Here is a 22,211-nt window from a genome sequence, read left to right as displayed (position 1 = left end):
TTGGCCCCTATTTTACCTGCACATACAGCTACTATATTAATAGCATTAATGCCCAATTAGCTAAGCTTGAAACTGGTTTTGCGATGCGCCGCCTGGGGCCATCGGGCTGAACGGCGGCAGGGGCGGCAAAGAAAGGTCATCGAGCAGGGGTTCTACGGTGACACCGACTGTCAAAGTATGACTTGCGCCGCCGTGAATGACCCCCCGAATCGGGGACACATCAGCAAAGTCGCGCCCAGTGCCCAAAGTCACATAGTCCTCGCCAGGGGAGTGCCATCCGGCCCGGTTGTTGGTGGGGTCCAGGTCACACCAGCGATCCCCCTCAGGCAAGTCGGGCACGTAAACCGCCACCCAGGCGTGGGATGCGTCACTGCCTTGAAGTTTGACGGTGCCTGGTGCTGGCTGAGTCAACAAGTAGCCGCTGACATAGCGTGCGGGTAGGCCGAGAGCACGCAGGCAGGCAATCATGATGTGCGCAAAGTCTTGGCAGACGCCTTTGCGCTGAACCAGAGCCTCGCGAGCCGGGGTGTTGATTTGCGTGCTCTCACTTTCGTAAGTGAAGTCGGTGTAGATCCGGCGCATCAGGTCTGCGGCGCCGTCCAGTACGCCAACGCCAGGTCCGAAGCTCGGGCGTGCGTAGCTGGCAAAGTCCGCATGACGTGGGCAAAAGGGTGACGAGAAAACATACTCGGATGCCTTGTCCAAGTGTCTTCCAGACTGATACTGAAAGTAGTTTTGTGTGCCTTCCCAAGATAGCGTGCTTATCGGTAACTCGCGGGCGCTCGTGAGCACCACACTCTTGGCCACCACGCGGAGTGTTTCATGGGCAGAGTCCAATGAGAAAAAACTGCGCAGGTTGCCAAATACATCCAAATTTTGTGTTAGTTGAGCGGGTGGCGGGTCGATGCTCATCGTATGACTGAGCAGTTGTTGGTAAGCCGAGTGAAGTGGTCTCAGGTAGGCCAGATGTTGGGCTGTTTCAACTGCCGGGGCGTAGTCATAGAACGTGTCGTGGGTGACCTGCAGCCTCATGGTGCTGTTTTCCGAGTTTTCGCTTGCGCCGAGTGGGTGAAGTAAGTGGTACTGATGGCGTCAGACACCTTATTGGACGCTGCTGAGCATTGCAACATCAACTCGTTCAGGGCGAAATAGTAGTCTTGCTGGCCATTGACGCTGCCTGACTCGTCTTGCTCCCGAGGTTTGGTTTCGCAAAGTGGTGCCAGTCCATGACGGTTGGGGTCTGGCACTCGCAACGACAGGGCGCTGAGTTGCCCTGGCTCACTACCCGCGAGTTTGGCCAACCGGCCTCTCAAGGTGTGAGCCACCCAGTTGAGTGAGCGGGGGTTGTCCCGATCAAGGACCAGTAAATCAATTAGGGCTGGCAAGTCCCGGTTCTGCTGAAACTGGGCGTGAAAGGTAATGGTGCTGTCAAACAGGGACAGCATGGCGTCAAAACCGCCGTCCGATTCGATCGAGCCGGTATCAAATCCGCAGAAAAGCGCGTTGGCCAAAAAGCTAAGCCGCTCAATATGGCGCCCAATGCTGAGCAGACGCCAGCCATCATCGCGGGTCATCCGGTCCGTCTGTGCGCCGGTGATGGCAGCCATGTGGTCGCTACTGTCCCGCAATATTTGCAGGGCCTCCACATGCGAGAAGTCCCGCGCCACAATGGGCTCGGCGCAGCGTGAAAACAATTGCTCCTCAGCACGGATGAGAATGCGCCAATGCTCCTGGGACAGGCGCTCACGCACACTTGCCCCCGCTTGTTTAAGAGCGCGCAAGTAGTAGCCCACACTGGTTGCACCTGTTGATGAGCTCAGCCCTGCGATTAAAGAGCGCTCAAAAACGCGGCGAGAAAGCCCGGCCGGGGGCACGTCCGGTAACACTAGTGTGTTGGACACAGCCATCTGGCTCAGCCAATCCAGTAGCGGTTCGGAGGAGCGCTCCTCGCCATTCAGACACTCCAGTGTCAGGCGGGCGAGGCGGATCGCATTTTCAGCACGTTCGGTGTATCGCCCCAGCCAAAAGAGATTTTCCGCCGCGCGGCTCGTCACCATCCGTTTGCGTTGTGCCAGTGCCGCTGGTGTGAAATTGGGTAGCAAAAGAGTGGTTTGATCGACTTCGCCACCGGTCAGGGCCCAGACATCGGCGCTGCTCCCCCCTCGTTGCATGGAGGCCACCTCCGATGATGGGCTGGCCACCCGCGCCAGCCCGCCAGGCAATACACGCCAAGACTGAGTGCCGTCACTGACGGCGAAGACGCGCAAGACAACCGACCGCATGGAAACCTGGGGAGGCTTCTGAGTTGCCGCGGCCGCTGATGCCGAGGGCGGCCAAGTGGGCATTTGTGAAAGTGGCAGGTAGCGCTGTACGGTGTGCCAGTCGGGGTTGTCCTGGATCCGCTTTTCCCATTGATCCAGCGCGGCGGGAGAGAGGGCGCGACCCAACACGGCATTGAAGCTTCCTTGTGCCACTGAGCCGGGGTAGGTCGGCTTGACCACGCAGGCTGACAGCTGTGCCAGTGCCTCCTGCATGGCCGAGGCTTCACCACACCACCAAGTTGGCAACGACGGAAGCTGCAATTCTTCCTGAATCAAATGTTCTGAAAGCGCCGGCAAAAATCCCAGCAGAGCGGGAGACTCCAAGAAGGCTGACCCCGGCGCATTAGCGACCAGGACATTGCCTGCGCGAATGGCCTGCAACAGCCCAGGCACCCCCAAGGTGGAGTCCGGCCGCTGCTCCAGCGGGTCCAGATACTCATCATCCACCCGCTTGAGTAGCCCGTGAACAGGCACTAAGCCCTTGAGTGTTTTCAAGTAAACGTGTTCCCGGCGAACCACCAGATCGCTTCCCTCGACCAGGGTGAGCCCGAGGTAACGGGCCAAAAAGGCATGTTCAAAATAAGTTTCGTTGTAGGGCCCGGGCGTCAAGAGAACAAGATGGGAGTTGCTTCCAGCGGGGCTCAAGAGCTTGAGGCTGTCCATGAGCGCCCGGTAGGTGGCGGCAAGCCGCTGAACCCGCATGTTTTGAAAAGCCTGGGGAAACTGGCTTGAAATGGCCAACCGGTTCTCCAGCAGGTAGCCTAGACCCGAAGGCGCCTGCGTGCGTTGGCCAATGACCCACCAGTTGCCGTCCGGTCCATGAGCCAAGTCAAACGCCGCGATATGCAGATAGGTCCCGCCAACGGGGCGGACACCCTGCATGGCGCGCAAATAGCCAGGATGACCTTGAACCAGGGCGGGCGGCAGCATACCTTGCTCAAGCAACGTTTGCGGGCCATACACATCCGACATGATACTTTCCAACAACCGCATGCGCTGACGCACCCCTGCTTCAATTTTTTGCCAGCAGGTGGGGTCAATCAGCAGGGGAAACAAGTCGAGAGACCAGGGGCGTTGAGGCCCTCCGTCGTCGGAGTAGACGTTGTATGTCACGCCGTTGTCGCGAATTTGTCGCTGAAGACTGGTCAGTTGGTGGTTTAGATCGAGTGGGTTCTTGGCATCAATTTGCTCAAAAAAATCACGCCAATCTCCGCTCAGCGCGGATGCATCGGCAAGCGACTCACTAGTCTCCTGCGCTGACTCATGGGCGACCGATAAAAGCTGCCCACGCAATTCGTCGAAATGCCCGGGTCGAGCGGCGCCGGCCAATAGTGGCGGGATCTGGCGGCCTCTATCGGGCTGTTGGTCTTCTCTTGTCTCGTTCATTTCAGCCGAGTATGCCAGTCTGAGGTCGGTCCGGCTTGATCAGGCCTATGGGAAACCCCCGGGCTGACCGGCGTCATTGTTGACGCACGATCGCGTCCAGTCCCATCGCTCGAACTGATCGTGCCGCTGCATCTGCCGCTAAGCGGGTGGGATAGGGGCCCACTCTAACCCGCGAGCGCTGGCCATTGGCCATGTTTAAAGTGTCGGTTTTCACTGCCATCCCGTCGTCCTTCAAGCGCTGGTGGACCCTTTCCGCGTTGTCCGTGTTGGAAAATAAGCCAACGTTGACGTAATAGATCACCTCCGCCGCGGGTTTGGTTTGCGTGGGTTTGATCACTTTGAGCGGTTGCGCTTCAATTGCGACCGCTACTGGCTGAGTGACCGCAGGTTCGGGCATTGGTGGAGGCGGCGCCGGCAAGACCGGATTGGGCGTAGTCTCGGCGACGGATACGGTGGCAGCCAGAGCGGGTACGGGGTCGGCCCCAGGCATTGCCGGCAAGGCGGGACTCGCGCTGGATAAATTGGGTTCTTTCGCTACCGTCGCAGTTTCCGTTACCGGCAACGGCGAGGGGTGGGGTGGCTGCTCTAGATCATTGCCTGCCAGAAAATGGCCTGCCACTGCGCTGATGGCTGCCAAGTTCATCGCAATCAAGCCTAGAAAGCGATTCCTAGAGCTGGATTCAGCCGCCAAACGATCGCAGGCTTGCGCCAGTGATGTGGTCTGGCTCAAGGCTCGCGCCATGCGTTGGCGACAATCGGTGTGCAGCCAAGAGTTGCCAAACAGACCTGGCACTACAAAGCTCAGGGTCAGTATCACGATCGCCAAGCCAAGTTCGATGTCTGTTGACGGGCTAAAGATTGCCCTACCGACTCCAAATATCACGAAGAGGCTGGTGGCCAGCGCTCCGGCATAGATCAAGGCGGCGCTCCACAGTCGGCGAAAGATCATCCAGTTCAGTGTGTACAGACTGGCCGCTGTATTCCATTGCAGCGCAATTTTTGATGTCGATTCATAGCCGCTGAATATCGGTAGGTAGTAGTCCCGGTTCAACGGTCCGATGGCGGCTTTATAAAGTGCTTGGGTCGCACTGTCCGCGGACAGGTCGAGTGTCGTTTTGTTGGGGACTGGTGGCAAGGTGGGCGAGGGCATTCGATATTCTGGCACGGTGCGAAGGGCTCCCGGGTCGCCATTGAACGCCCTGGCATTGAAATTGGTTGACAATCGAAGGTTGACTCAATGAAGGCCTCCATGACCAGCAACACCCCAGACGCTCCCGTTCAGAACGAAGACACCTCCGTGGTGGAGCGCCCTGTGAAGGCAACTTCCAGCGCAGCTTCAGTTCAGCCCGTTCTCGAAAAACTGTTTGAGCTTTATCCCCAATTGTTTGGTGCTGAGTTTCTACCATTGAAACTTGGTGTTTTTCAGGAACTGATGGCGGCACACCCCGATCATTTTGAGCGAGAGACCCTGAAGCTGGCGCTGGGCCAGCACACCCGGTCCACCCGCTATCTCCAAAGCGTGGCGGCAGGCAACAAGCGTCATGATTTGCAAGGCATTCCAGGTGATGAGCTAGCACCCGAGCATGTGTTTTTTGCAGTGGTTGAGTTGTTTCGCCGCCGCCAGCGTCGTTCACGCGACGACTTGCGTCCCAAACTGCGCAATCAATTGATGGCAGCTTTTGAGGCCTCAGGAATGACCCACCAGCTTTATTTGGCGCGAGTGCAGACCAAAGACGAAGCGATCAATGCCCTGCTGGCTGAAGCCTTGGCCGAGCACGAGCAGAAGATGGCGAAAGAAGAGGCAACTCTCCGGGCGTTTGACGGCAGTGGAAAAACGCCTGAAGAGTTTGCTGAGATGTACGGGCTAAACCCCCGTGATGTGGTTGGTGCGCTGAAGCGCCGCGAACGCCGGCAGGCAGAAAATCAGCCTGAAGCGACTGACCAGACTGCGCCGACGCCGATTACACCCGACGAAGATCCAGCGTAAACGGAAATTCCCGGCTGCCTGCCACGTTAATCGTGGCGGGTGGCACGACCAACTTGCTGGGCGTGTGTCCCATGGCGGTAAAGCGAGCCATGCGTCGGCTTTCTGCCTCGTAGGAATTGACCGGGAAGGTGTCCGGGTTCAAACCACCGGGGTGGGCAACGTAGTACTGACAACCGCCAATCGAACGCTTCATCCAAGTGTCCACGATGTCAAACGTCAGTGGCGCATGGATGCCGATGCTGGGGTGCAGGGCCGAAGGTGGATTCCAGGCCTTGTAACGCACGCCAGCCACATACTCGCCCATGGTTCCCGTGGATTGCAGGGGCAACGCGTGTCCGTTGCAGGTCACCACATAGCGGCTCTCGTTGAGGCCGGTGACGCGAACTTCCATCCGCTCCAAAGACGAATCGACGTAACGGGCGGTGCCGCCTGGTGCGCCTTCTTCGCCCATCACATGCCAAGGCTCCAGCGCGTTGCGCATGGTCAGCTCGATACTGGACGACTTGACGGAGCCCACTACAGGGAAGCGGAACTCGTAGTGCGGCGCGAACCAGCTGTCATCGAAGGCGTAACCGGCATCACGCATTTCCTGCATCACATCATTGAAATCCATCTGGATAAAGGTGGGCAACAGGAAACGGTCATGCAACTCGGTACCCCAGCGGGTAGCCGGCGCTTTGTAAGGCGTGTTCCAGAAGCGGGCGACCAAAGCACGAAGCAATAGCTGCTGCACCACGCTCATCCGCGGATGCGGCGGCATCTCAAAAGCGCGCAACTCCAACAGACCCAGGCGACCCGTGGCCGAGTCGGGCGAGTACATCTTGTCGATGGAGAACTCACTGCGATGGGTGTTGCCGGTCGCGTCGATCAGGATGTTGCGCAAGGTGCGGTCTACCAACCACGGGGGCATGCTCTGGCCATGCAACTCGCGGTTTTTGTAGATTTGCTCGATGGCAATTTCCAGCTCGTACAACTGGTCGTTGCGGGCCTCGTCCACGCGAGGAGCCTGGCTGGTTGGGCCGACAAACATGCCGCTGAACAAATAGCTCAGTGAGGGGTGGTTGTGCCAATAGAGCAGCAAGCTGGCCAGCAACTCTGGTTTACGCAAAAAGGGGCTGTCTGAGGGGGTTGCGCCACCCATCACAAAGTGATTGCCGCCACCGGTTCCGGTGTGGCGGCCATCTTTCATGAACTTTTCAGCGGACAAGCGCGACTCAAATGCCGCGTTGTACAGAAACTCGGTGTTCTTGACCAGATCGTCCCAGTTCGTCACCGGGTGGATGTTGACTTCAATCACACCGGGGTCAGGCGTGACTTGAAGCAACTTCAACCGGGGGTCACGGGGAGGTGGGTAGCCTTCCAGAACAATCTGAAGCTCCAGTGACTCTGCCGTGGCTTCGATGGCGGCCAATAGATCCAGATAGTCGTCCAGCTTTTCCAGCGGCGGCATGAAGATGTAGAGCACGCCAGAGTTTTCACCCACAGACTCTGCTTTGGGTCCGCTTGCCCGACGCGGGTCACGCACTTCGACGCACAGCGCAGTACGGGTGATCCAGTGGGCCGACTCTTTGAGCTTAGGCGCTCTGGAGAAGTCGGACGGCTCAACCTGCGTAGTCCCTTGTGCGCTGGCGGCGCTGTGGTTGACGCTGGACGCAGACGGCGTTTGCATCTTGCGGGTTGCTTCGGCTTGAGGCCCGGTTCCTGCAAGGTAGGGCGCAGCGTTGGCCGAGTCATCCCAGGCTTGGCGGGTCGCTGCCTGAGCGGCTGGCGCCGGCGCAGATCCTTGGTAGCGGGCGGCAAGGTTCTGATGGCTGGGCAGGTCAGTGCGAGGGCTCCACGGATCTTGCTCATTGAGGTAAGGGAAATCTGCCTTGCTTACCCACGGCAATGAATCCAGCGGCAAGCGCAATCCCATGGGGGAGTCGCCCGGCATCAGGTACATGCGCTCATCACGCAAGAACCACGAACCCGTTGTCCATACGGGGCGCTCGCCCGCTGCGGTGTCCGACGGTTTGAGTGGCAAAACGTAGCCGACAACCGAGTCGAGCTTCTGCTCAAACACCCGGCGCAGTCGCGCCCGCTCCATTTCATCGTCCAGTTTCGAATTGAACGGGTCGACATTGACCGGCAGGCGACGTTCACGCCAGAGGTAGTACCAAACGTCCTCATGCGCAGCCTGCATGTGCTCGTCACTCATGCTTAGCTTGGCCGCAAGTGTTTGAGTGAATCGGCGCGCATCTTCACTGGTGTAGTGCGTTGGCGAACGCTCATCTGTGAACAGCGCCGGGTTGGACCAGACGGCTTGTTTGTCGGTGCGCCAGTAAATATTGAGTGCCCACCGTGGCAGTTGCTCGCCGGGGTACCACTTGCCCTGTCCAAAATGCAGAAAACCGCCTTCGCCGTATTCGCGGCGTAGTTTGTGGACCAAGGCGGTGGCAAACCCCCGCTTTGTAGGGCCCAGCGCATCGGTGTTCCACTCGCCGGCGTCTCGGTCATTGACGGCGACAAACGTGGGCTCACCGCCCATAGTCAGGCGCACGTCGCCTGCCTGCAATTGCTGGTCTACCGTGTGGCCGAGTGTCATCACCTCGTTCCACTGCTCTTCTGTGTATGGTTTTGTGACCCGTGGGGATTCGTAAATGCGGGTGACTTCCATTAAGTGCTCGAACTCAACCTCGCACTCGTCCATGCCGCCCTCAATGGGCGCCGCGCCGGATGGTTGGGGCGTGCATGCCAGAGGAATATGGCCTTCGCCCGCCATCAGACCGGATGTGGCGTCCAGGCCAATCCAGCCCGCGCCGGGCAAGTACACCTCACACCACGCGTGCAAGTCGGTGAAATCCACCTCGGTGCCGCTTGGGCCGTCCAAGGACTTGACGTCTGGCTTCAGTTGGATCAAATACCCGGAAACAAAACGAGCGGCCAGTCCGCAGTGACGCAGCATTTGAACCAGCAACCAGCCCGAATCACGGCAAGAGCCCGAGCCCAACTTGAGTGTCTCGTCCGGAGTTTGCACCCCTGGCTCCATCCGGATCAGGTAATTGATGTCCTTGTGCAGCATTCGATTGATGTCCACCAGGAAATCAATCGTGCGGCGCTTGGTCATGTTGACCTTGGCGAGGTAGGCCTTCAATCGTTCGGTGGCAGGGTCAACGGCCAGATAGGGAGCCAGTTCTTGTTCCAGCAGTGGCTCGTACTTGAACGGGAACTCTTCCGCCGCTGGCTCCAGAAAGAAGTCAAACGGGTTGTAGACGGCCATCTCGACCACCAGATCGACCGTGACTTTAAATTCTGTCGTTTTTTTGTCAAAGACCAATCGTCCTTGGTAGTTGGCAAACGGATCTTGCTGCCAGTTGATGTAGTGATCAACGGGGTCAATCTTGAGCGAATACGAAATAATTTTGCTGCGGCAGTGAGGGGCTGGGCGCAAACGGATGACCTGAGGACCGAGGTTGACAGGGCGGTCGTATTTGTAATGAGTGATGTGGCTCAGGGCTGCGTGAATTGACATGTTTTCGCCTCTCTTATTGTTCGACAAGACGGGGCCTTGCTTCTCACTATATCCTAGCAAGGTTAGTGCCAATTGCCAAAAAGCGCGAAATTTAACCTTTTGGGACCATGCTTGCCATTGCTACATGGCTTGACTTAGCAGCTCTAGATAGTCCGCCTCAGTCGCAATACGAGGGTTGGTTTTGTGGCAATGGTCCCGCATGGCCCCAGCAATGACCTGATCAAACTGAGCGCGGTTGAGGCCCATGACCTCCAGCCCGCGTGGCAAGCCAAGTCGTGCATTCATGTCTTTGACCGCGTCCGGGATATCGCTGCCGGATTGAAGTCCCATCGCGTGGGCCATGCGTTGCAAACGCTGCTCCTTCACAACGGACTCTGCTTTGGCGTTGAAATCAATCACGGCCGGCAAAAACATGGCGTTCAACGTGCCGTGGTGCATTCGCGGGTCGACGCCGCCCAAGCTGTGACTGAGCGAGTGGACGCACCCCAATCCCTTTTGAAAGGCCATGGCGCCTTGCATGGAGGCGCTCATCATGTTCAGGCGGGCCTCCTTGTCCTGCCCATCCCGGGTGGCTCGCTCGATGTGTGCCCAGCCTCTCGCCAATCCATCCAGGGCAATACCGTCAGCCGGAGGGTTAAATGACGGGGCCATGAAGGTCTCCATGCAATGGGCAATAGCGTCCATCCCGGTGGCGGCTGTCAACATTGGCGGCAATCCAAGCGTGAGTTCGGGGTCGCAAATGGCCGCCTTGGGCACGAGATGCCAAGAGTGAAACCCCAGTTTTCTGTGGTCGTCGACGATGATGATCGCGCCACGAGCCACTTCGCTGCCGGTTCCGCTCGTGGTTGGCACGGCAATCAGTGGCGCAACCCGCTCGGTGATGCGCGGCGAGCCACCTTCAATGGTGGCGTAGTGGGTAAGCGGCCCCTCGTGAGTGGCGGCAATGGCCACGCCCTTGGCGCAATCTATGGCCGAGCCACCGCCCACGGCAATCAGACCGTCGCAGCCATGTGCTTTATAAAGAGCTGCGGCGGCCCGAACCGCTGCTTCTGTCGGGTTGGAAGGTGTTTGATCAAATACAGTAACAGCAACCCCGGGCAAAGCGTCCAACGCCTTTTGTAGCACCCCAGCAGCTTTGACACCCGGGTCTGTGACGATCAGCGGACGGCTGATGCCGACCCGTTGGCACTCCTGCTTGAGGAGCTGGATGGCGCCAAAATCGAACTGAACCTGCGTCACGTAGAAGATGAGTGCCATGGTGTTTGCGGTGTAGGATGAAAACTTCACTTTAACAAGAAGCTTCCAACCTATGAGTCACCACCGTAACCCCCGAGCTTTGTTGACTCCCGCCATGCATGGTGTGTTGGATCGCATGGCACGCGCTGGCCAAGTGCCTCTTCATGCTTTGACACCTTTCCAGGCGAGGCTGGCTTATGAGATTGGCACCGGCGTTCTGGAGGTGCCTGCCCACAAGTTGCAACGCGTCGAAAGCTTCACCGTTCCGGCGCGGGATGGCGTGGAGTTGCCTGTGAGGCTGTATGCGCCGACAGACGAAGTGCTGCCGGTGTTGGTCTACTTTCATGGCGGCGGTTTCACCATTGGCAGTATTTCCACGCACGACACGCTTTGCCGGACGCTGAGTCACCTGGCGCATTGCGCGGTGGTGTCCGTCAATTACCGCTTGGCACCCGAACATTCGTTTCCCGTGGCGCATAACGATGCGTGGGACGCGGTGCAGTGGGTTGCCGCCCACGGCGAGACCCGGGGTTTGGATGCGAGCCGCGTAGCGGTGGGAGGCGACAGCGCCGGCGGCACCTTGGCGGCTGCTTGCGCGATTCACGCCAAAGACGCGGGCCTGCCGCTGGCCTTGCAACTGCTGTTTTATCCTGGGTGTGGGGCACAGGCTGACACGCCATCTCATACAACATTTGCCCATGGCTTCGTGTTGGAACAGGCTGGCATAGAGTATTTTTTCAATCATTACCTGCCCAACCCGGCTGACCGGGCCGATTGGCGTTTTTCGCCCTTGAATGCCCCTGACGTCGAAAGCGTCGCGCCCGCTTGGTTTGGGCTGGCCGAATGCGATCCACTGGTGGATGAGGGCGTGCTGTATGCCGACAAATTGCGTGCCGCCGGTGTTCCCGTCGATCTGGAGATTTACCACGGCGTGGTGCATGAGTTCATCAAAATGGGGCGCGCCATCCCCGAGGCGCTTCGGGCGCATGCCGACGCGGCTCGCGCGCTAAAAGCGGCTTTTTCAATCAATACCTGACGCGCCAACCCCAATGAGTGACCTAAAACGCCAAGCCTTTCGCCTATTTCACCGCCTGCGCGTGCGCTGGGCGGAAGTGGACATGCAGAAAATTGTCTTCAACGCGCACTACTTGATGTACTTTGACACGGCCATGAGCGACTACTGGCGCGAACTGGCGCTGCCCTATGACAGCAGTCTGGAGTCTTTGGGTGGCGACCTGTATGTCAAAAAGGCCACAGTGGAGTACCACGCGTCAGCGCAGATTGACGATCAGCTGGACGTGGCGTTGCGGTGCCATCGCATTGGCACCTCGTCCATGACCTTCAAAGGCGCCATATTTAGAAGGGACGACTGCCTGATCAGCTGTGAGTTGGTTTATGTTTTCGCCGATCCGGCGACCCAAACCTCCAAGCCTGTCCCGGCCGCCTTGCGGGAGATTTTGCTGTCCTATGAAGCGGGAGAGCCCATGGTCTCGGTTGAGGTCGGCACCTGGCAGACACTCAAAGCCGACGCAAGTCAGGTTCGGGCGGACGTATTTCTAAAGGAGCAGCGCATTCCAGTAGAATTGGAGCAGGATGATGCCGACCAAACTGCGATTCACGTGGTGGCGCGTAACCGCTTGGGCGTGGCCGTGGCCACCGGGCGCTTGTTGCAGCACGCAGCAGCCGTGGGCCGTATGGGTCGCATGGCTGTGCACCGGGTATTGCGAGGGACCAATTTGGGGCGTGAGGTGCTACAGGCCTTGATGCAAGCAGCCTCTGAGCGAGGTGACCGTGAGGTGATCCTGCATGCACAACGCAATGCTCAAGGCTTTTATGCCCGCCAAGGCTTTGTGAGCCAAGGCGAGCCATTTGAGGAAGCCGGCATTGGGCACATCGAAATGGTGCTCAAGCTGCCATCCAGCCACTAAATCTCCTGCACCTGCGGCTTAAATATCGGCCAGCAAAGGGTAGGGCGGGGCGCTGGCGACAAGTTCAGGGCCAGTGGCGCTAGTGAGATGAAGGTCTCCGGCTTCAAACGCCGCCACCTGCATGGACACCACCGCGTCATAGCCACCCAATGGCGAGGCGGCTGCTTGCGCGACTGTGCCGCAGGGTTGCCCCTCATTAGCCGATTGATAGACCTCGTCACCAACCGCCATCGGCGCGTCCGAGTGCGCCAGGTAAGCGCGACGCTTGAGCGTGCCCCGAAACTGACTGCGGGCCACCACTTCTTGTCCGGGGTAGCAACCCTTTTTGAAGTTGACCCCACCCACTGACTCATAGTTCAACATTTGTGGCACAAAGGCTTCCACGATGGGCGCGGTGATCAGGGCGATGCCGCTGCGCACCTCTCCCCAGGCCCACAGGTCTTCACTCAGGGGCTCGCCTTTCGGAGCGGCCTGCGCCGAAGGACCCAACCACAAAGCGCGTGCAACCCCGTCCGCAGGGTAAAGATGCACTAGGGTTGAAGCATCAATATCGGTCTTTGTCCAAGCGGAACCTGCGGGAGTAGCTATCTTGTTGATAGCATCACCAGCCAAGCCATAGACCGACATCTCGGCGCTGACGTCACTGAATTTGGCCTTGGCGCGCATCACAAACATCGCCAAGCGCTTCATGGCAGGCGCCAAGACGTCAAGAGGGCAAATCAGCATAATTTCGGCCGGACTTTTCTTGAAGCCAATAAAACTGGCTTGCATGCGACCCTTGGCGCTGCAGAAGGCGGCCAAACGGGCTTCGGTCATGCCCAAAAGTGAAAAGTCCTGGGTCAACTGACCGTGCAGGAACTTGGCCGCGTCCTCACCCTCGACCTTGATAACACCCAAATGGGTGAGGAGGGTAATTCCATTAAGTTTGTTTTGCATGAGTGAATTATCATCCGCACTCAATTCATCGGAAGGCTGTAAGGCTGTGCGTCGTCTCCTCTTCATATTTGTACTTGCCGGCGCGCTCCTGGGGGGCTATGCCGCTTGGTGGCTTCACCATCCCTTGGTGCGGCAATCCGCACCGCTTGATTTGCTGATTCAGTCAGGCGCGTCAGCTCGCGCGGTGGCGGAATCGGTGGTTGAAGCAGGTGCGCAAACCGATCCAACGCTGCTTTACTGGTGGTTTCGCCTGTCAGGGGACGCGCGCCAAATCAAGGCGGGGAGTTATGAAATTGAAACGGGAACGACGCCGCGGCGCTTGTTGGAGAAGCTGGTCAATGGAGAGCAGGCGCTGAGAAGCGTTACCCTTATCGAGGGGTGGACCTTCTCCCAAGTGCTTGAAACACTATCAAAAGCAGAGCATCTTGCGCCCGATAGCAAAGGGCTCAAGCCCGATTTAATCATGAGCAGCCTCGGAAAGCCTGGCGTTCATCCTGAAGGCCGCCTGTTCCCTGACACCTACACCTATGCCAAAGGCAGCAGTGACCTCGGCGTGTTGAAGACCGCCATGCTGGCCATGGACCGCCAACTGGAGGCCGCGTGGAAACTGCGAGCCAGCGACTCTCCGCTGAAAACGCCTGAGCAAATGCTGGTGCTGGCTAGCATCGTCGAAAAAGAAACCGGGCGCGACAGCGATCGCGCCGAGATTGCGGGGGTGTTTGTGAATCGCTTGCGCATTGGCATGATGCTTCAAACGGACCCCACGGTGATTTATGGCCTGGGCGACACCTTTGATGGCAATCTGCGCCGACGCCATTTGTTGGCAGACACGCCATGGAACACCTACACCCGAACCGGTTTGCCGCCAACCCCGATATCCATGCCGGGTAAATCATCATTGATGGCTGCGGTGCAGCCTGCGCAGACCAAGGCCATTTATTTCGTGGCGCGCGGTGACGGCACCAGCCAATTCAGTGCCACGCTGGCAGAGCACAATCGTGCGGTGAACAAATACCAGCGTGGGCAATAAGTACTTATGACAGTGGGTGGAATTTTTATCAGTTTTGAAGGCATTGACGGCGCGGGGAAATCGACCCACATTGACCGTTTGGCCCAGATGTTTCGCGAACAAGGCCGTCAGGTCACCTTGACGCGCGAGCCCGGAGGCACGCCGTTGGCAGAACGCCTGCGCGCCATGGTGTTGAACGACCCTATGGATGCGATGACCGAGGCCTTGCTGGTGTTTGCGGGGCGCAGGGACCACCTTTTGCAATGCATTGAGCCGGCTCTGGTTCGCGGTGACGTTGTCTTGTGTGACCGATTCACCGACGCGACCTTTGCCTACCAAGGTGGTGGGCGGGGATTTGACCTTGAAATGCTATCAACTCTAGAGCGCTGGGTGCAGGCGGTACAGGGGCAGGGTGGCGAATTCACACGGCAACCGGATCTCACTGTTTGGTTTGATCTGGCGCCGGAGATTGCGGCGCAGCGTCTGCAGGGCGCCCGGGTACCAGACAGGTTTGAGGCGCAACCGCTGGAGTTTTTCAAGCGCGTCGCGGCGGCCTATCAGAGCCGAATGAACCAATCGCCACAGCGTTTTGCCCAAATAGATGCCGGCGGCACGCGGGAAAACGTGTGGGATGCAGTCAGACTGGCCCTCGTCAACCGAGGTTGGCTGGCATGAGCGACAGTCGGCTTGCCCCCTGGATCGCCTCGCAGGCCCAAACGTTGCTGGCTCAACGCGGCCACGCGTGGCAGTTGGCTGGCCCGTCCGGCTTGGGGCAATACAGCTTGGCCATGGCGTTGGTTCGGGCGTGGCTTTGTGATCAACCGGGCCCACAGGGCGCCTGCGGTGTTTGCTCAGCCTGCCATGCCATTGATGTCCGAACCCATGCCGATCTTTGCGTGCTCATGCCTGAAACCGTGATGATGGAGTTGGGTTGGCCGTTGAGTGAGAAAGCCCAAACAGACATCGACGACAAAAAACGCAAGCCCAGCAAGGAAATCCGGGTCGATGCCATGCGTGATGCTGTCGAATTTTCTCAGCGGACCAGTGCCCGAGGCCGCGGGAAGGCCGTATTGGTGTATCCCGCAGAGCGCATGAATAACATCACCGCCAACGCATTGCTCAAAACTTTGGAAGAGCCACCGGGCGACGTCAAATTCGTGTTGGCCACCGAGGCTGCCCATCAGTTGCTGCCGACCATTCGCAGCCGGTGCTTGGGTCACAGCATGATTTGGCCCTCCACTACGGCGTCTCTGGCGTGGCTTCAGGCACAAGGGGTTGCCGGTGATCAGGCCGCTATCGCGCTGCGAGCTGCGGGTGGACGTCCGGAGGATGCACTGCAATTCACGTTGGGATCAGGACGCACCGCTCAAGCCTGGGTCAAACTGCCACAGGCCATGGCGCGCGGAGAGGTTGCTGCCCTCAAGGACTGGACGCCTGCCCAGGCCGTTGATGCGCTTCACAAGCTGTGCCATGACATGCTGGCCGTCAAAACAGGCGCGGCGCCGCGTTTTTTTGGGGCATCCGAGCTGCCCGCGGGCGGGTCAATTGGGAGTCTGTCGGCGTGGGGAAAAGCACTGGGGCAGACCATGCGAACCGTCGAACACCCGTTTAACGCGGGGCTAATGCTGGAAGCGCTTGTGAGCCAAGCGCAAATCGCCCTAAACTCAAAGGCATCGCCCACACTATGAGCACAACGACTTCAACGCCAACCTCTTCCAACACTGCGCCACGCCCCAGTGTGATTCAACTCGCGATCAAGCAGAAATCGGCCTTGTATGCGGCATACATCCCCATGTTCACCGAAGGCGGCATATTCATCCCGACCACCAGAAATTACCAATTGGGCGACGATGTATATGTGTTGCTGACATTGCCCGATGACCCACAGCGCTACCCCGTTGCAGGTACCGTGGCTTGGATCACGCCCGACAAGGCGGCTAGCAGCCGGGCCCAAGGGGTTGGCATCTTGTTTCCCAAGGACGAAAAGTCCCGTGCCCTCAAACTCAAAATTGAAGAAATTCTGGGCGACAGCCTGTCTTCTGACCGTCCTACCCAGACCATCTGAGTCCTGACCGTTACCAGCGGCAGGGCGCTTTTAACGACTGCCCCATGTTCACTGACTCCCATTGCCACCTCAATTTCCCAGAACTTGTCGCCAACTTGGCCTCCATTCGCGAATCCATGGCGCAAGCCCGGGTTGATCGGGCCTTGTGCATTTGCACCACGCTAGAGGAATTTCCGGGTGTCCACGCCCTAGCCAGCACTTACGATAATTTTTGGGCCACAGCGGGCGTGCATCCAGACAACGAAGGCGTCACCGAGCCGTCGCTACAAGACTTGCTGACCCTCGGGCAACTGCCACGCGTGGTCGGCATTGGCGAGACGGGTCTCGATTACTACCGGTTGGGTGAGCGCACCGTTGCCGACATGGAGTGGCAGCGGAACCGTTTTCGAACCCATATTCAAGCGGCTCGACAATTGGATAAGCCACTGGTTATTCACACTCGCGCCGCGTCGGACGACACGATTGGCATTCTGAAGGAAGAGGGTGAAGATGGCTCCGCTGGCAGCGCCGGTGGTGTTTTTCATTGCTTTACCGAGACCAAGGAGGTGGCCCGGGCCGCTTTGGATCTTGGGTTTTACATCTCGTTTTCCGGGATTTTGACGTTCAAAACCGCGCAGGATATACGTGATGTCGCCGCTTTTGTGCCTCTGGACCGGATACTGATTGAAACCGACAGCCCCTATTTGGCACCAGTGCCTTACCGTGGGAAAACAAATAATCCATCCTTGGTTCCTTATGTTGCGAAACAGCTGGCAGAGCTCAGGCAATGCTCGGTCGAACAGATCGCCGAAGTGACAAGTCACAACTTCGATGTGCTTTTCAAAGGAGTGCTTACCTCATGATTTCTTCGATGAAAAAAGTAATCCAACGCATTAAGTATGTAGTTCAAGTGTTTGTTTTGATTGGATTTTCAGCAGCCAATGCTGGCTCCTATGACGATTTTTTTGTTGCCATCAAACGCAATGACGCCGAAACTGTGTCGAGCTTGTTGAATAGGGGTTTTGACTCGAATACAGTTGACAAGGATGGAAACGCCGCCCTCTACTTGGCGGTGCGTGAGCCATCCATTGCGGTGGCGACTGTGCTCATCAAATGGCCCAAAACACAGGTTGAGAGTCGAACTGCCAAGGACGAGAGCCCCTTGATGATTGCATCATTGAAGGGGCTGACTGAGATCTGTGCGGCATTGATTGCGCGTGGCGCCGACGTCAACAAAACCGGTTGGACTCCGCTTCACTACGCCGCGACCACCGGTCAGGTTAAGGTCATTGCCTTGTTGCTGGAGAACTATGCCTACATTGACGCTGAGTCTCCCAACGGCAGTACGCCGCTGATGATGGCCGCCCACTACGGATCAGTTGAATCTGTGCAGGATCTGCTGTCTGCCGGCGCAGACCCGTTGTTGAAGAATGAAAAAGGGTTAACGGCAATTGACTTTGCGTATGCAGCAAAGCGTGAGGACGTCGCCAAGCTCATCGCCGCATCGGTGCGGGCAAAAGCACCTAAAGGTGTTTGGTGAGATTTTTATGCCTGCTTGTTCCGATGTATAAACTTGCAAGCTTATGATTTAATTGGAATTTTTTTCATTCTTGGGTTCAGGAATACCGGTTTATCAGGATACGAAACGAGGCTTTAGAGACTCAGGGCGACCACTCGCGACCATCTCCCGTGGGAGACGCTTAGGCCTATGTCTCCATCAGGGACTACGTCCCCGATACCCCTTTCCGTGGCAGTGGCTGCAGAGTAGGGCGCCGACGTTCTAGGCATCGCCACGGCCTGCGCTTTCCCCCCCGTTTGCAGTGCTTTTCCGTAACCTGCCCGAGCCCCCCGTATGCCTTTTTAATTAATTTCCCCCCGTATTACTAGACGTGGGGTAATTGCCCTTTTTGCCTGTTTTTCAGGATGAGCGGCAGACGATGCCGCCACCGTCCCCGCCGTCCCGCTGCGCTTATCGCCGACTGTGCCGGTCGGCGTCGTTTGCAGCAGACCTTTCAAAGTCGTTTGCATGGCGATATCGACCTGGCGTTCGCGTTCGGCCATTTCTCGAAACAGACGATCTTGGCGCACCAACAGCGCACACCAGCTTTGGCAATTCGGCGTGAAGCCAAAACCTTCAGGCGTCCACAGCTTGCCCGAATTCATGTGCCAGCCTTGCCAGCCCTCTCACGGCAGTTCAAACCCCCGCATGACCCGCACCATCCGGTAGGCAGCGTACGGCACCCGGACTTGCCCGGAAATCCAGTACCGAATGGTTCTGGGCGTGACGTGAAGAAGTTTCCCGGCAGCCTCAGGCAATAGCCCGGTGTCGGCCAGCAAAATTTTGAAGCGTGCGCCTAGGAGGACACGGGTTTCACGGGCTTTGAGGGACTTGGCTTTTCCCTGATCGTAATTGATACGATGTATATTATGTTAAGTAATCTGAACGTGTATCGAATTTAAAAGCCACATCATTCACGATAGCGAAAACATTACTGTTGCCGCACTCAGGTCGGCAAAGGATGATCCGAGGCTGATTTCTCCCCGGCCGTGCAGCACGCACTCTTTGCGACGAAGCAATAGATCTGATCCACCACCTGAGAAACGGACCCAGCAACCATAGGAGCTGAGATCGACCAACATAAAACTGCCATTACGCCAGTCGATGCGAGCATGGGTTCGAGATACCCGAGGATCTGTGACGACAAAGTCGGCCTGAGGCACCCTGCCAATATGAATTGGCAGCTCATATGAACGAAAAGTCATTCGAGTGGTCAACCAGCTCAATTCAATCTGTCCGCCAAGCGCATCCCGATCTGGCGTGTCAAAGGATGAGTCAAGCTCAGCCTGCATAGTCAAGAACTCGGTTGAAACGTCCTCTTGCCAATCGATTTGATAAACGGTACAGGATTCGGCCCGGCCTCGAATACTGATGGGACCTAGCGTACGAAAGTGAACGCCTGAGCGTTGTGGAACATCTTGCAGCGACTGACTGCTGGCCCAAATTTGTTGTGGACCCGACATGTCACTCAGTCTGGCGGCGACGTTGACGGCATCACCATAACAGTCGCCATCAACCAGTTCGACCTCGCCGGTGGCAACGCCAATGCGAATCGGCATGCGGCTGGCGCCTGACGGGTGCGCCAACTGCTTTAATCGGCTGCGTTGAATTTCAATGACCGCCGAAATACCTTGATGGTTGTTCTCAAACAGCGCCAACACGCCATCACCCAAAATTTTGACCACCCGTCCGCCATGTGCCTCAATAACGGTTGAAATCCAACTCGTGACTTCAGTCACCACCTGGGTCGCTTTGGCGTTGCCTAGCGCTTCAAAGGCGCCAATACTGCCAAAAAGATCGGTAAAAACTACGGTTCGGATAAGGCCCATGGAGTGCAGTTTGTGGTTCGTGAGTCAGGCTGCAGTTTAAAACAAAGTGCCCATCCTTGGAACTATATACACGCGCTGTTTATAAGTGTCCCCAAAGCAGCAACGCGTCTCTTCCTTCGACAACCAAATCAGTTTTGGCGCCCATCGGTAACAGTACTTTGGTTGCGACATGGCCATAGGGCAAATTTGTTAATACCGGTCGCTTGGTGCGTTGCCTGAGCCAATCAACCACCGTTTGCATTTTGAAGCCCTTGTCATGCGGAACCAGCTTAAATTCGGTGAACTGACCCAACACAATTGCCTTTTGTTCTTTCAAAATGCCGGCATTGAGCAACTGGGTAAGCATGCGTTCAATGCGGTACGGGTGCTCCGCCACGTCCTCCAAATACAAAATACCGCCCGCTATTTTTGGAAAAAAAGGCGTGCCGATCAATGAAGTGAGCACGGTCAGGTTCCCACCCCACAAAGTCGCCTTTTTAAAGGAGAAATCAATTTTAGCCCTCGCAGAATCGGCACTGCCTGCTGCGGAATCAATAGCAGGTGATGAGGGTTCCCGATGCTGTCGCCATCCAGTCCCCTCCCCTTGCCCTGTGATCAAGTCGTCGAAACACGCTTCCATGATGTCATCTGGCTGCTTCGCTTCGCCACACGAGTGGCCATCAACCATGTCTGGCTTGCCTCCAACCCCAAAACCTTCGCACAGGGCTGGCCCGGCCCAAGTGATTTGGCCGATTTTCGCCAACACAGCGCATTGGAACGCCGTGAAATCGCTGATGCCTACAAACTGGGTGCCCTTCTCGATGGCTTTGGCCACCTTCTTGTATTGAATACCATCCAGAATACGGGTCAAGCCATAGCCGCCGCGACTGATCAAGGCGACGTCAGCGCCGCTGGCTGCAGCACGATGAATGGCAGCCAAGCGAGTGTCGTCGTCGCCCGCGAAGCGCAAATGGCTGGCCAAGGCCGCCTCATCGACTTCAACTTCATGCCCCAAGGCCTTGAGCCGCGCGACACCACGGCGAAAAGCGGCTTTGTCACGCACCGCGCCGGATGGCGAGTAAACATAGATGTGTTTCGGTTTCATTGGGTTATGCATGGCGGGCGGATGGTGATAGTTGAGCGATGGCCGCATGAGCGACTGCTTCACCTTGTTCTTGTACAAAGTGACCGGCTTTTGCCAAGCGCAGCGGCGGTGGGCAGTTGCGAATGAATTGATGGAGATGTTCCATCGCGCTTGAACCAAGAACGGGGTCTTGCAAACCAATTGCCATCAACGATTGACCGTTCCACCGATGTTGCCAGAAGTCTCGAGCCAAGCGCGAGACTTCGGCGCCATCTGAGTCCTCAAACTCGGGTACCAAATCGGGGAAAACGCGCAACGCAGCTCGGTGACCGGCATCCGGAAAAGGAGCTGCGTAAGCAGCACATTCGGCTTGGGAGAGTTCTGGATTGGCACGACGCATCAGTCTGGACAGATCGAAGTCCGGATTTTTGGAGCACATGTCTCGCCAGGCGAGAAAACCATCGCTCAAAGGGGCATCACCAGTGGCCAGAGCAGTATTCATCACGAGGAGAGCGCCATATCGCTGCTCCGCAGCCATAGGCAGGGTCAGGCCAAGTAATCCTCCCCAGTCCTGGACAACAAGCACGACATGTTGAAGGTCTAGCTGCTCAATCAACTCCAATAATATTTGGCGATGCCAGGAAAAAGAGTGAGCCGCGTCTTTTTTGGGCTTATCGCTTTTTCCAAAACCAATCAAATCTGGGGCGATAACCCGATGCCCTGCGGCCAAAAACACTGGGAGCATCTTGCGGTACAAATAACTCCACGCCGGGTTGCCGTGCAAGCACAGCCAAGTCAACTCGGCGTCCCTGGGGCCCTCATCCAGGTAATGCATACGCAAACCATTCAACGACGGCAAGTCGCTGACGTAGTTGGGTGCCCACGGGTAATCGGGCAAATCGTCGAAACACTTCGCCGGGGTTCTCAAGGCATCGTCACGTAGCGGTTGACTGGTCATGCGTTTCTCCTTTCGGCGTGCTTCAAAAAAGCGACTGAGAACCTGGGAGCACTCTTGGGTCATTACCCCTCCCTGGACTTGAGTCTGATGGTTGAGTTGTGAGTTCTCGAACAAGTTGATCACTGACCCTGCCGCGCCGGTTTTCGGCTCCGGCGCGCCATAAACTACCCGGGCAATTCTGGCTTGGAGTATGGCGCCTGCGCACATAGTGCAAGGCTCAAGGGTTACGAAAAGCTCACAGCCATCCAATCGGTAGTTGCCCAAGACCGTCGCAGCCTCTCTTATTGCCATGATTTCGGCATGCGCACTTGGGTCATGGCGTGTGAGTGGTGCGTTGTGCCCGCGACCAATGACTTGCCCGCCTTTGACAACAATGGCGCCTACAGGTACTTCGCCTGCTGAAAACGCCAAGCCCGCCTGATCAAGCGCCAGTGCCATCCAGCGC

General features: G+C 57.4%; 18 protein-coding genes and 1 pseudogene. 9 read left to right on the top strand and 10 right to left on the bottom strand.

What is annotated here, in order from left to right:
• Positions 1–60: 60 nt before the first annotated feature.
• The 3 genes from J8G15_RS04980 to J8G15_RS04970 form a co-directional block, all read right to left on the bottom strand.
• Positions 61–1,032, bottom strand: coding sequence for a transglutaminase family protein (locus J8G15_RS04980; protein ID WP_210546439.1), 972 nt, complete (start codon positions 1,030–1,032; stop codon positions 61–63).
• Positions 1,029–3,707 (bottom strand): circularly permuted type 2 ATP-grasp protein, encoded by a 2,679-nt coding sequence (locus J8G15_RS04975; protein ID WP_210546438.1) that lies wholly within the window; start codon positions 3,705–3,707, stop codon positions 1,029–1,031. The genes J8G15_RS04980 and J8G15_RS04975 overlap by 4 nt, the downstream gene beginning before the upstream one ends.
• A gap of 73 nt (positions 3,708–3,780) precedes the next feature.
• On the bottom strand, positions 3,781–4,872 hold the full coding sequence (locus J8G15_RS04970) for an SPOR domain-containing protein (RefSeq protein ID WP_210546437.1): 1,092 nt from the start codon (positions 4,870–4,872) through the stop codon (positions 3,781–3,783).
• Positions 4,873–4,956: 84 nt separating this feature from the next.
• Between J8G15_RS04970 and J8G15_RS04965 the strand changes: the two genes are divergently transcribed.
• Positions 4,957–5,694, top strand: a complete 738-nt coding sequence (locus tag J8G15_RS04965; protein WP_210546436.1) for a ProQ/FINO family protein — start codon at positions 4,957–4,959, stop codon at positions 5,692–5,694.
• Here the strand turns inward: J8G15_RS04965 and J8G15_RS04960 are convergent.
• Both J8G15_RS04960 and J8G15_RS04955 read right to left on the bottom strand, forming a co-directional pair.
• Positions 5,669–9,205 (bottom strand): DUF2126 domain-containing protein, encoded by a 3,537-nt coding sequence (locus tag J8G15_RS04960; protein WP_210546435.1) that lies wholly within the window; start codon positions 9,203–9,205, stop codon positions 5,669–5,671. The genes J8G15_RS04965 and J8G15_RS04960 overlap by 26 nt on opposite strands.
• 120 nt (positions 9,206–9,325) lie before the next feature.
• Complete coding sequence (locus J8G15_RS04955) at positions 9,326–10,462, bottom strand: iron-containing alcohol dehydrogenase (protein WP_210546434.1); 1,137 nt, start codon at positions 10,460–10,462, stop codon at positions 9,326–9,328.
• Between the two features lie 52 nt (positions 10,463–10,514).
• On the opposite strand from J8G15_RS04955, the gene J8G15_RS04950 reads away from it, so the two are divergent.
• Positions 10,515–11,477, top strand: a complete 963-nt coding sequence (locus tag J8G15_RS04950) for an alpha/beta hydrolase (protein ID WP_210546433.1) — start codon at positions 10,515–10,517, stop codon at positions 11,475–11,477.
• A 13-nt stretch (positions 11,478–11,490) separates the two neighbouring features.
• Positions 11,491–12,369 carry a YbgC/FadM family acyl-CoA thioesterase gene (locus tag J8G15_RS04945; RefSeq protein ID WP_210546432.1) on the top strand — a complete coding sequence of 293 codons (879 nt, stop codon included), beginning with the start codon at positions 11,491–11,493 and terminating at the stop codon, positions 12,367–12,369.
• Positions 12,370–12,387: 18 nt separating this feature from the next.
• On the opposite strand, the gene J8G15_RS04940 is transcribed toward J8G15_RS04945, so the two are convergent.
• Positions 12,388–13,305: a folate-binding protein YgfZ gene (locus J8G15_RS04940; RefSeq protein WP_210546431.1), complete on the bottom strand. Its 918-nt coding sequence runs from the start codon at positions 13,303–13,305 to the stop codon at positions 12,388–12,390.
• Here J8G15_RS04940 and mltG point away from each other — a divergent pair.
• The 6 genes from mltG to J8G15_RS04910 are packed head-to-tail and all read left to right on the top strand — an operon-like array spanning position 13,304 to position 17,898.
• A complete protein-coding gene (mltG, locus tag J8G15_RS04935) occupies positions 13,304–14,335 on the top strand; it encodes an endolytic transglycosylase MltG (RefSeq protein WP_210546430.1) in 1,032 nt (343 codons plus the stop codon). The genes J8G15_RS04940 and mltG overlap by 2 nt on opposite strands.
• A 6-nt stretch (positions 14,336–14,341) precedes the next feature.
• The gene (tmk, locus tag J8G15_RS04930; RefSeq protein WP_210546429.1) at positions 14,342–14,989 is read left to right on the top strand and encodes a dTMP kinase; all 648 of its coding nucleotides are present in this window, start codon (positions 14,342–14,344) and stop codon (positions 14,987–14,989) included.
• A complete protein-coding gene (locus J8G15_RS04925; protein ID WP_210546428.1) occupies positions 14,986–16,002 on the top strand; it encodes a DNA polymerase III subunit delta' in 1,017 nt (338 codons plus the stop codon). Before tmk ends, J8G15_RS04925 begins: the two co-directional genes overlap by 4 nt.
• A complete protein-coding gene (locus J8G15_RS04920; protein ID WP_210546427.1) occupies positions 15,999–16,379 on the top strand; it encodes a PilZ domain-containing protein in 381 nt (126 codons plus the stop codon). Before J8G15_RS04925 ends, J8G15_RS04920 begins: the two co-directional genes overlap by 4 nt.
• Positions 16,380–16,423: 44 nt before the next feature.
• Positions 16,424–17,221, top strand: coding sequence for a TatD family hydrolase (locus J8G15_RS04915; protein ID WP_210546426.1), 798 nt, complete (start codon positions 16,424–16,426; stop codon positions 17,219–17,221).
• 8 nt (positions 17,222–17,229) lie between these two features.
• Complete coding sequence (locus J8G15_RS04910) at positions 17,230–17,898, top strand: ankyrin repeat domain-containing protein (protein ID WP_210546425.1); 669 nt, start codon at positions 17,230–17,232, stop codon at positions 17,896–17,898.
• Positions 17,899–18,218: 320 nt separating this feature from the next.
• Here the strand turns inward: J8G15_RS04910 and J8G15_RS04905 are convergent.
• From J8G15_RS04905 to tadA, 4 genes and pseudogenes are all read right to left on the bottom strand, one after another.
• Positions 18,219–18,530, bottom strand: a pseudogene (locus J8G15_RS04905) (hypothetical protein); the annotation flags it as partial.
• A gap of 300 nt (positions 18,531–18,830) precedes the next feature.
• A complete protein-coding gene (locus J8G15_RS04900) occupies positions 18,831–19,745 on the bottom strand; it encodes an adenylate/guanylate cyclase domain-containing protein (RefSeq protein WP_210546423.1) in 915 nt (304 codons plus the stop codon).
• 79 nt (positions 19,746–19,824) lie between these two features.
• Positions 19,825–20,877, bottom strand: a complete 1,053-nt coding sequence (locus J8G15_RS04895) for an LD-carboxypeptidase (protein ID WP_370627493.1) — start codon at positions 20,875–20,877, stop codon at positions 19,825–19,827.
• A complete protein-coding gene (tadA, locus tag J8G15_RS04890) occupies positions 20,834–22,204 on the bottom strand; it encodes a tRNA adenosine(34) deaminase TadA (protein ID WP_210547469.1) in 1,371 nt (456 codons plus the stop codon). The genes J8G15_RS04895 and tadA overlap by 44 nt, the downstream gene beginning before the upstream one ends.
• Positions 22,205–22,211: the final 7 nt, after the last annotated feature.

It is taken from the genome of Rhodoferax sp. PAMC 29310, assembly GCF_017948265.1.
GTDB lineage: Bacteria > Pseudomonadota > Gammaproteobacteria > Burkholderiales > Burkholderiaceae_C > Rhodoferax.
Note: the sequence above shows the minus strand (reverse complement) of the source record. Positions and strands in the feature narration are given on the sequence as shown.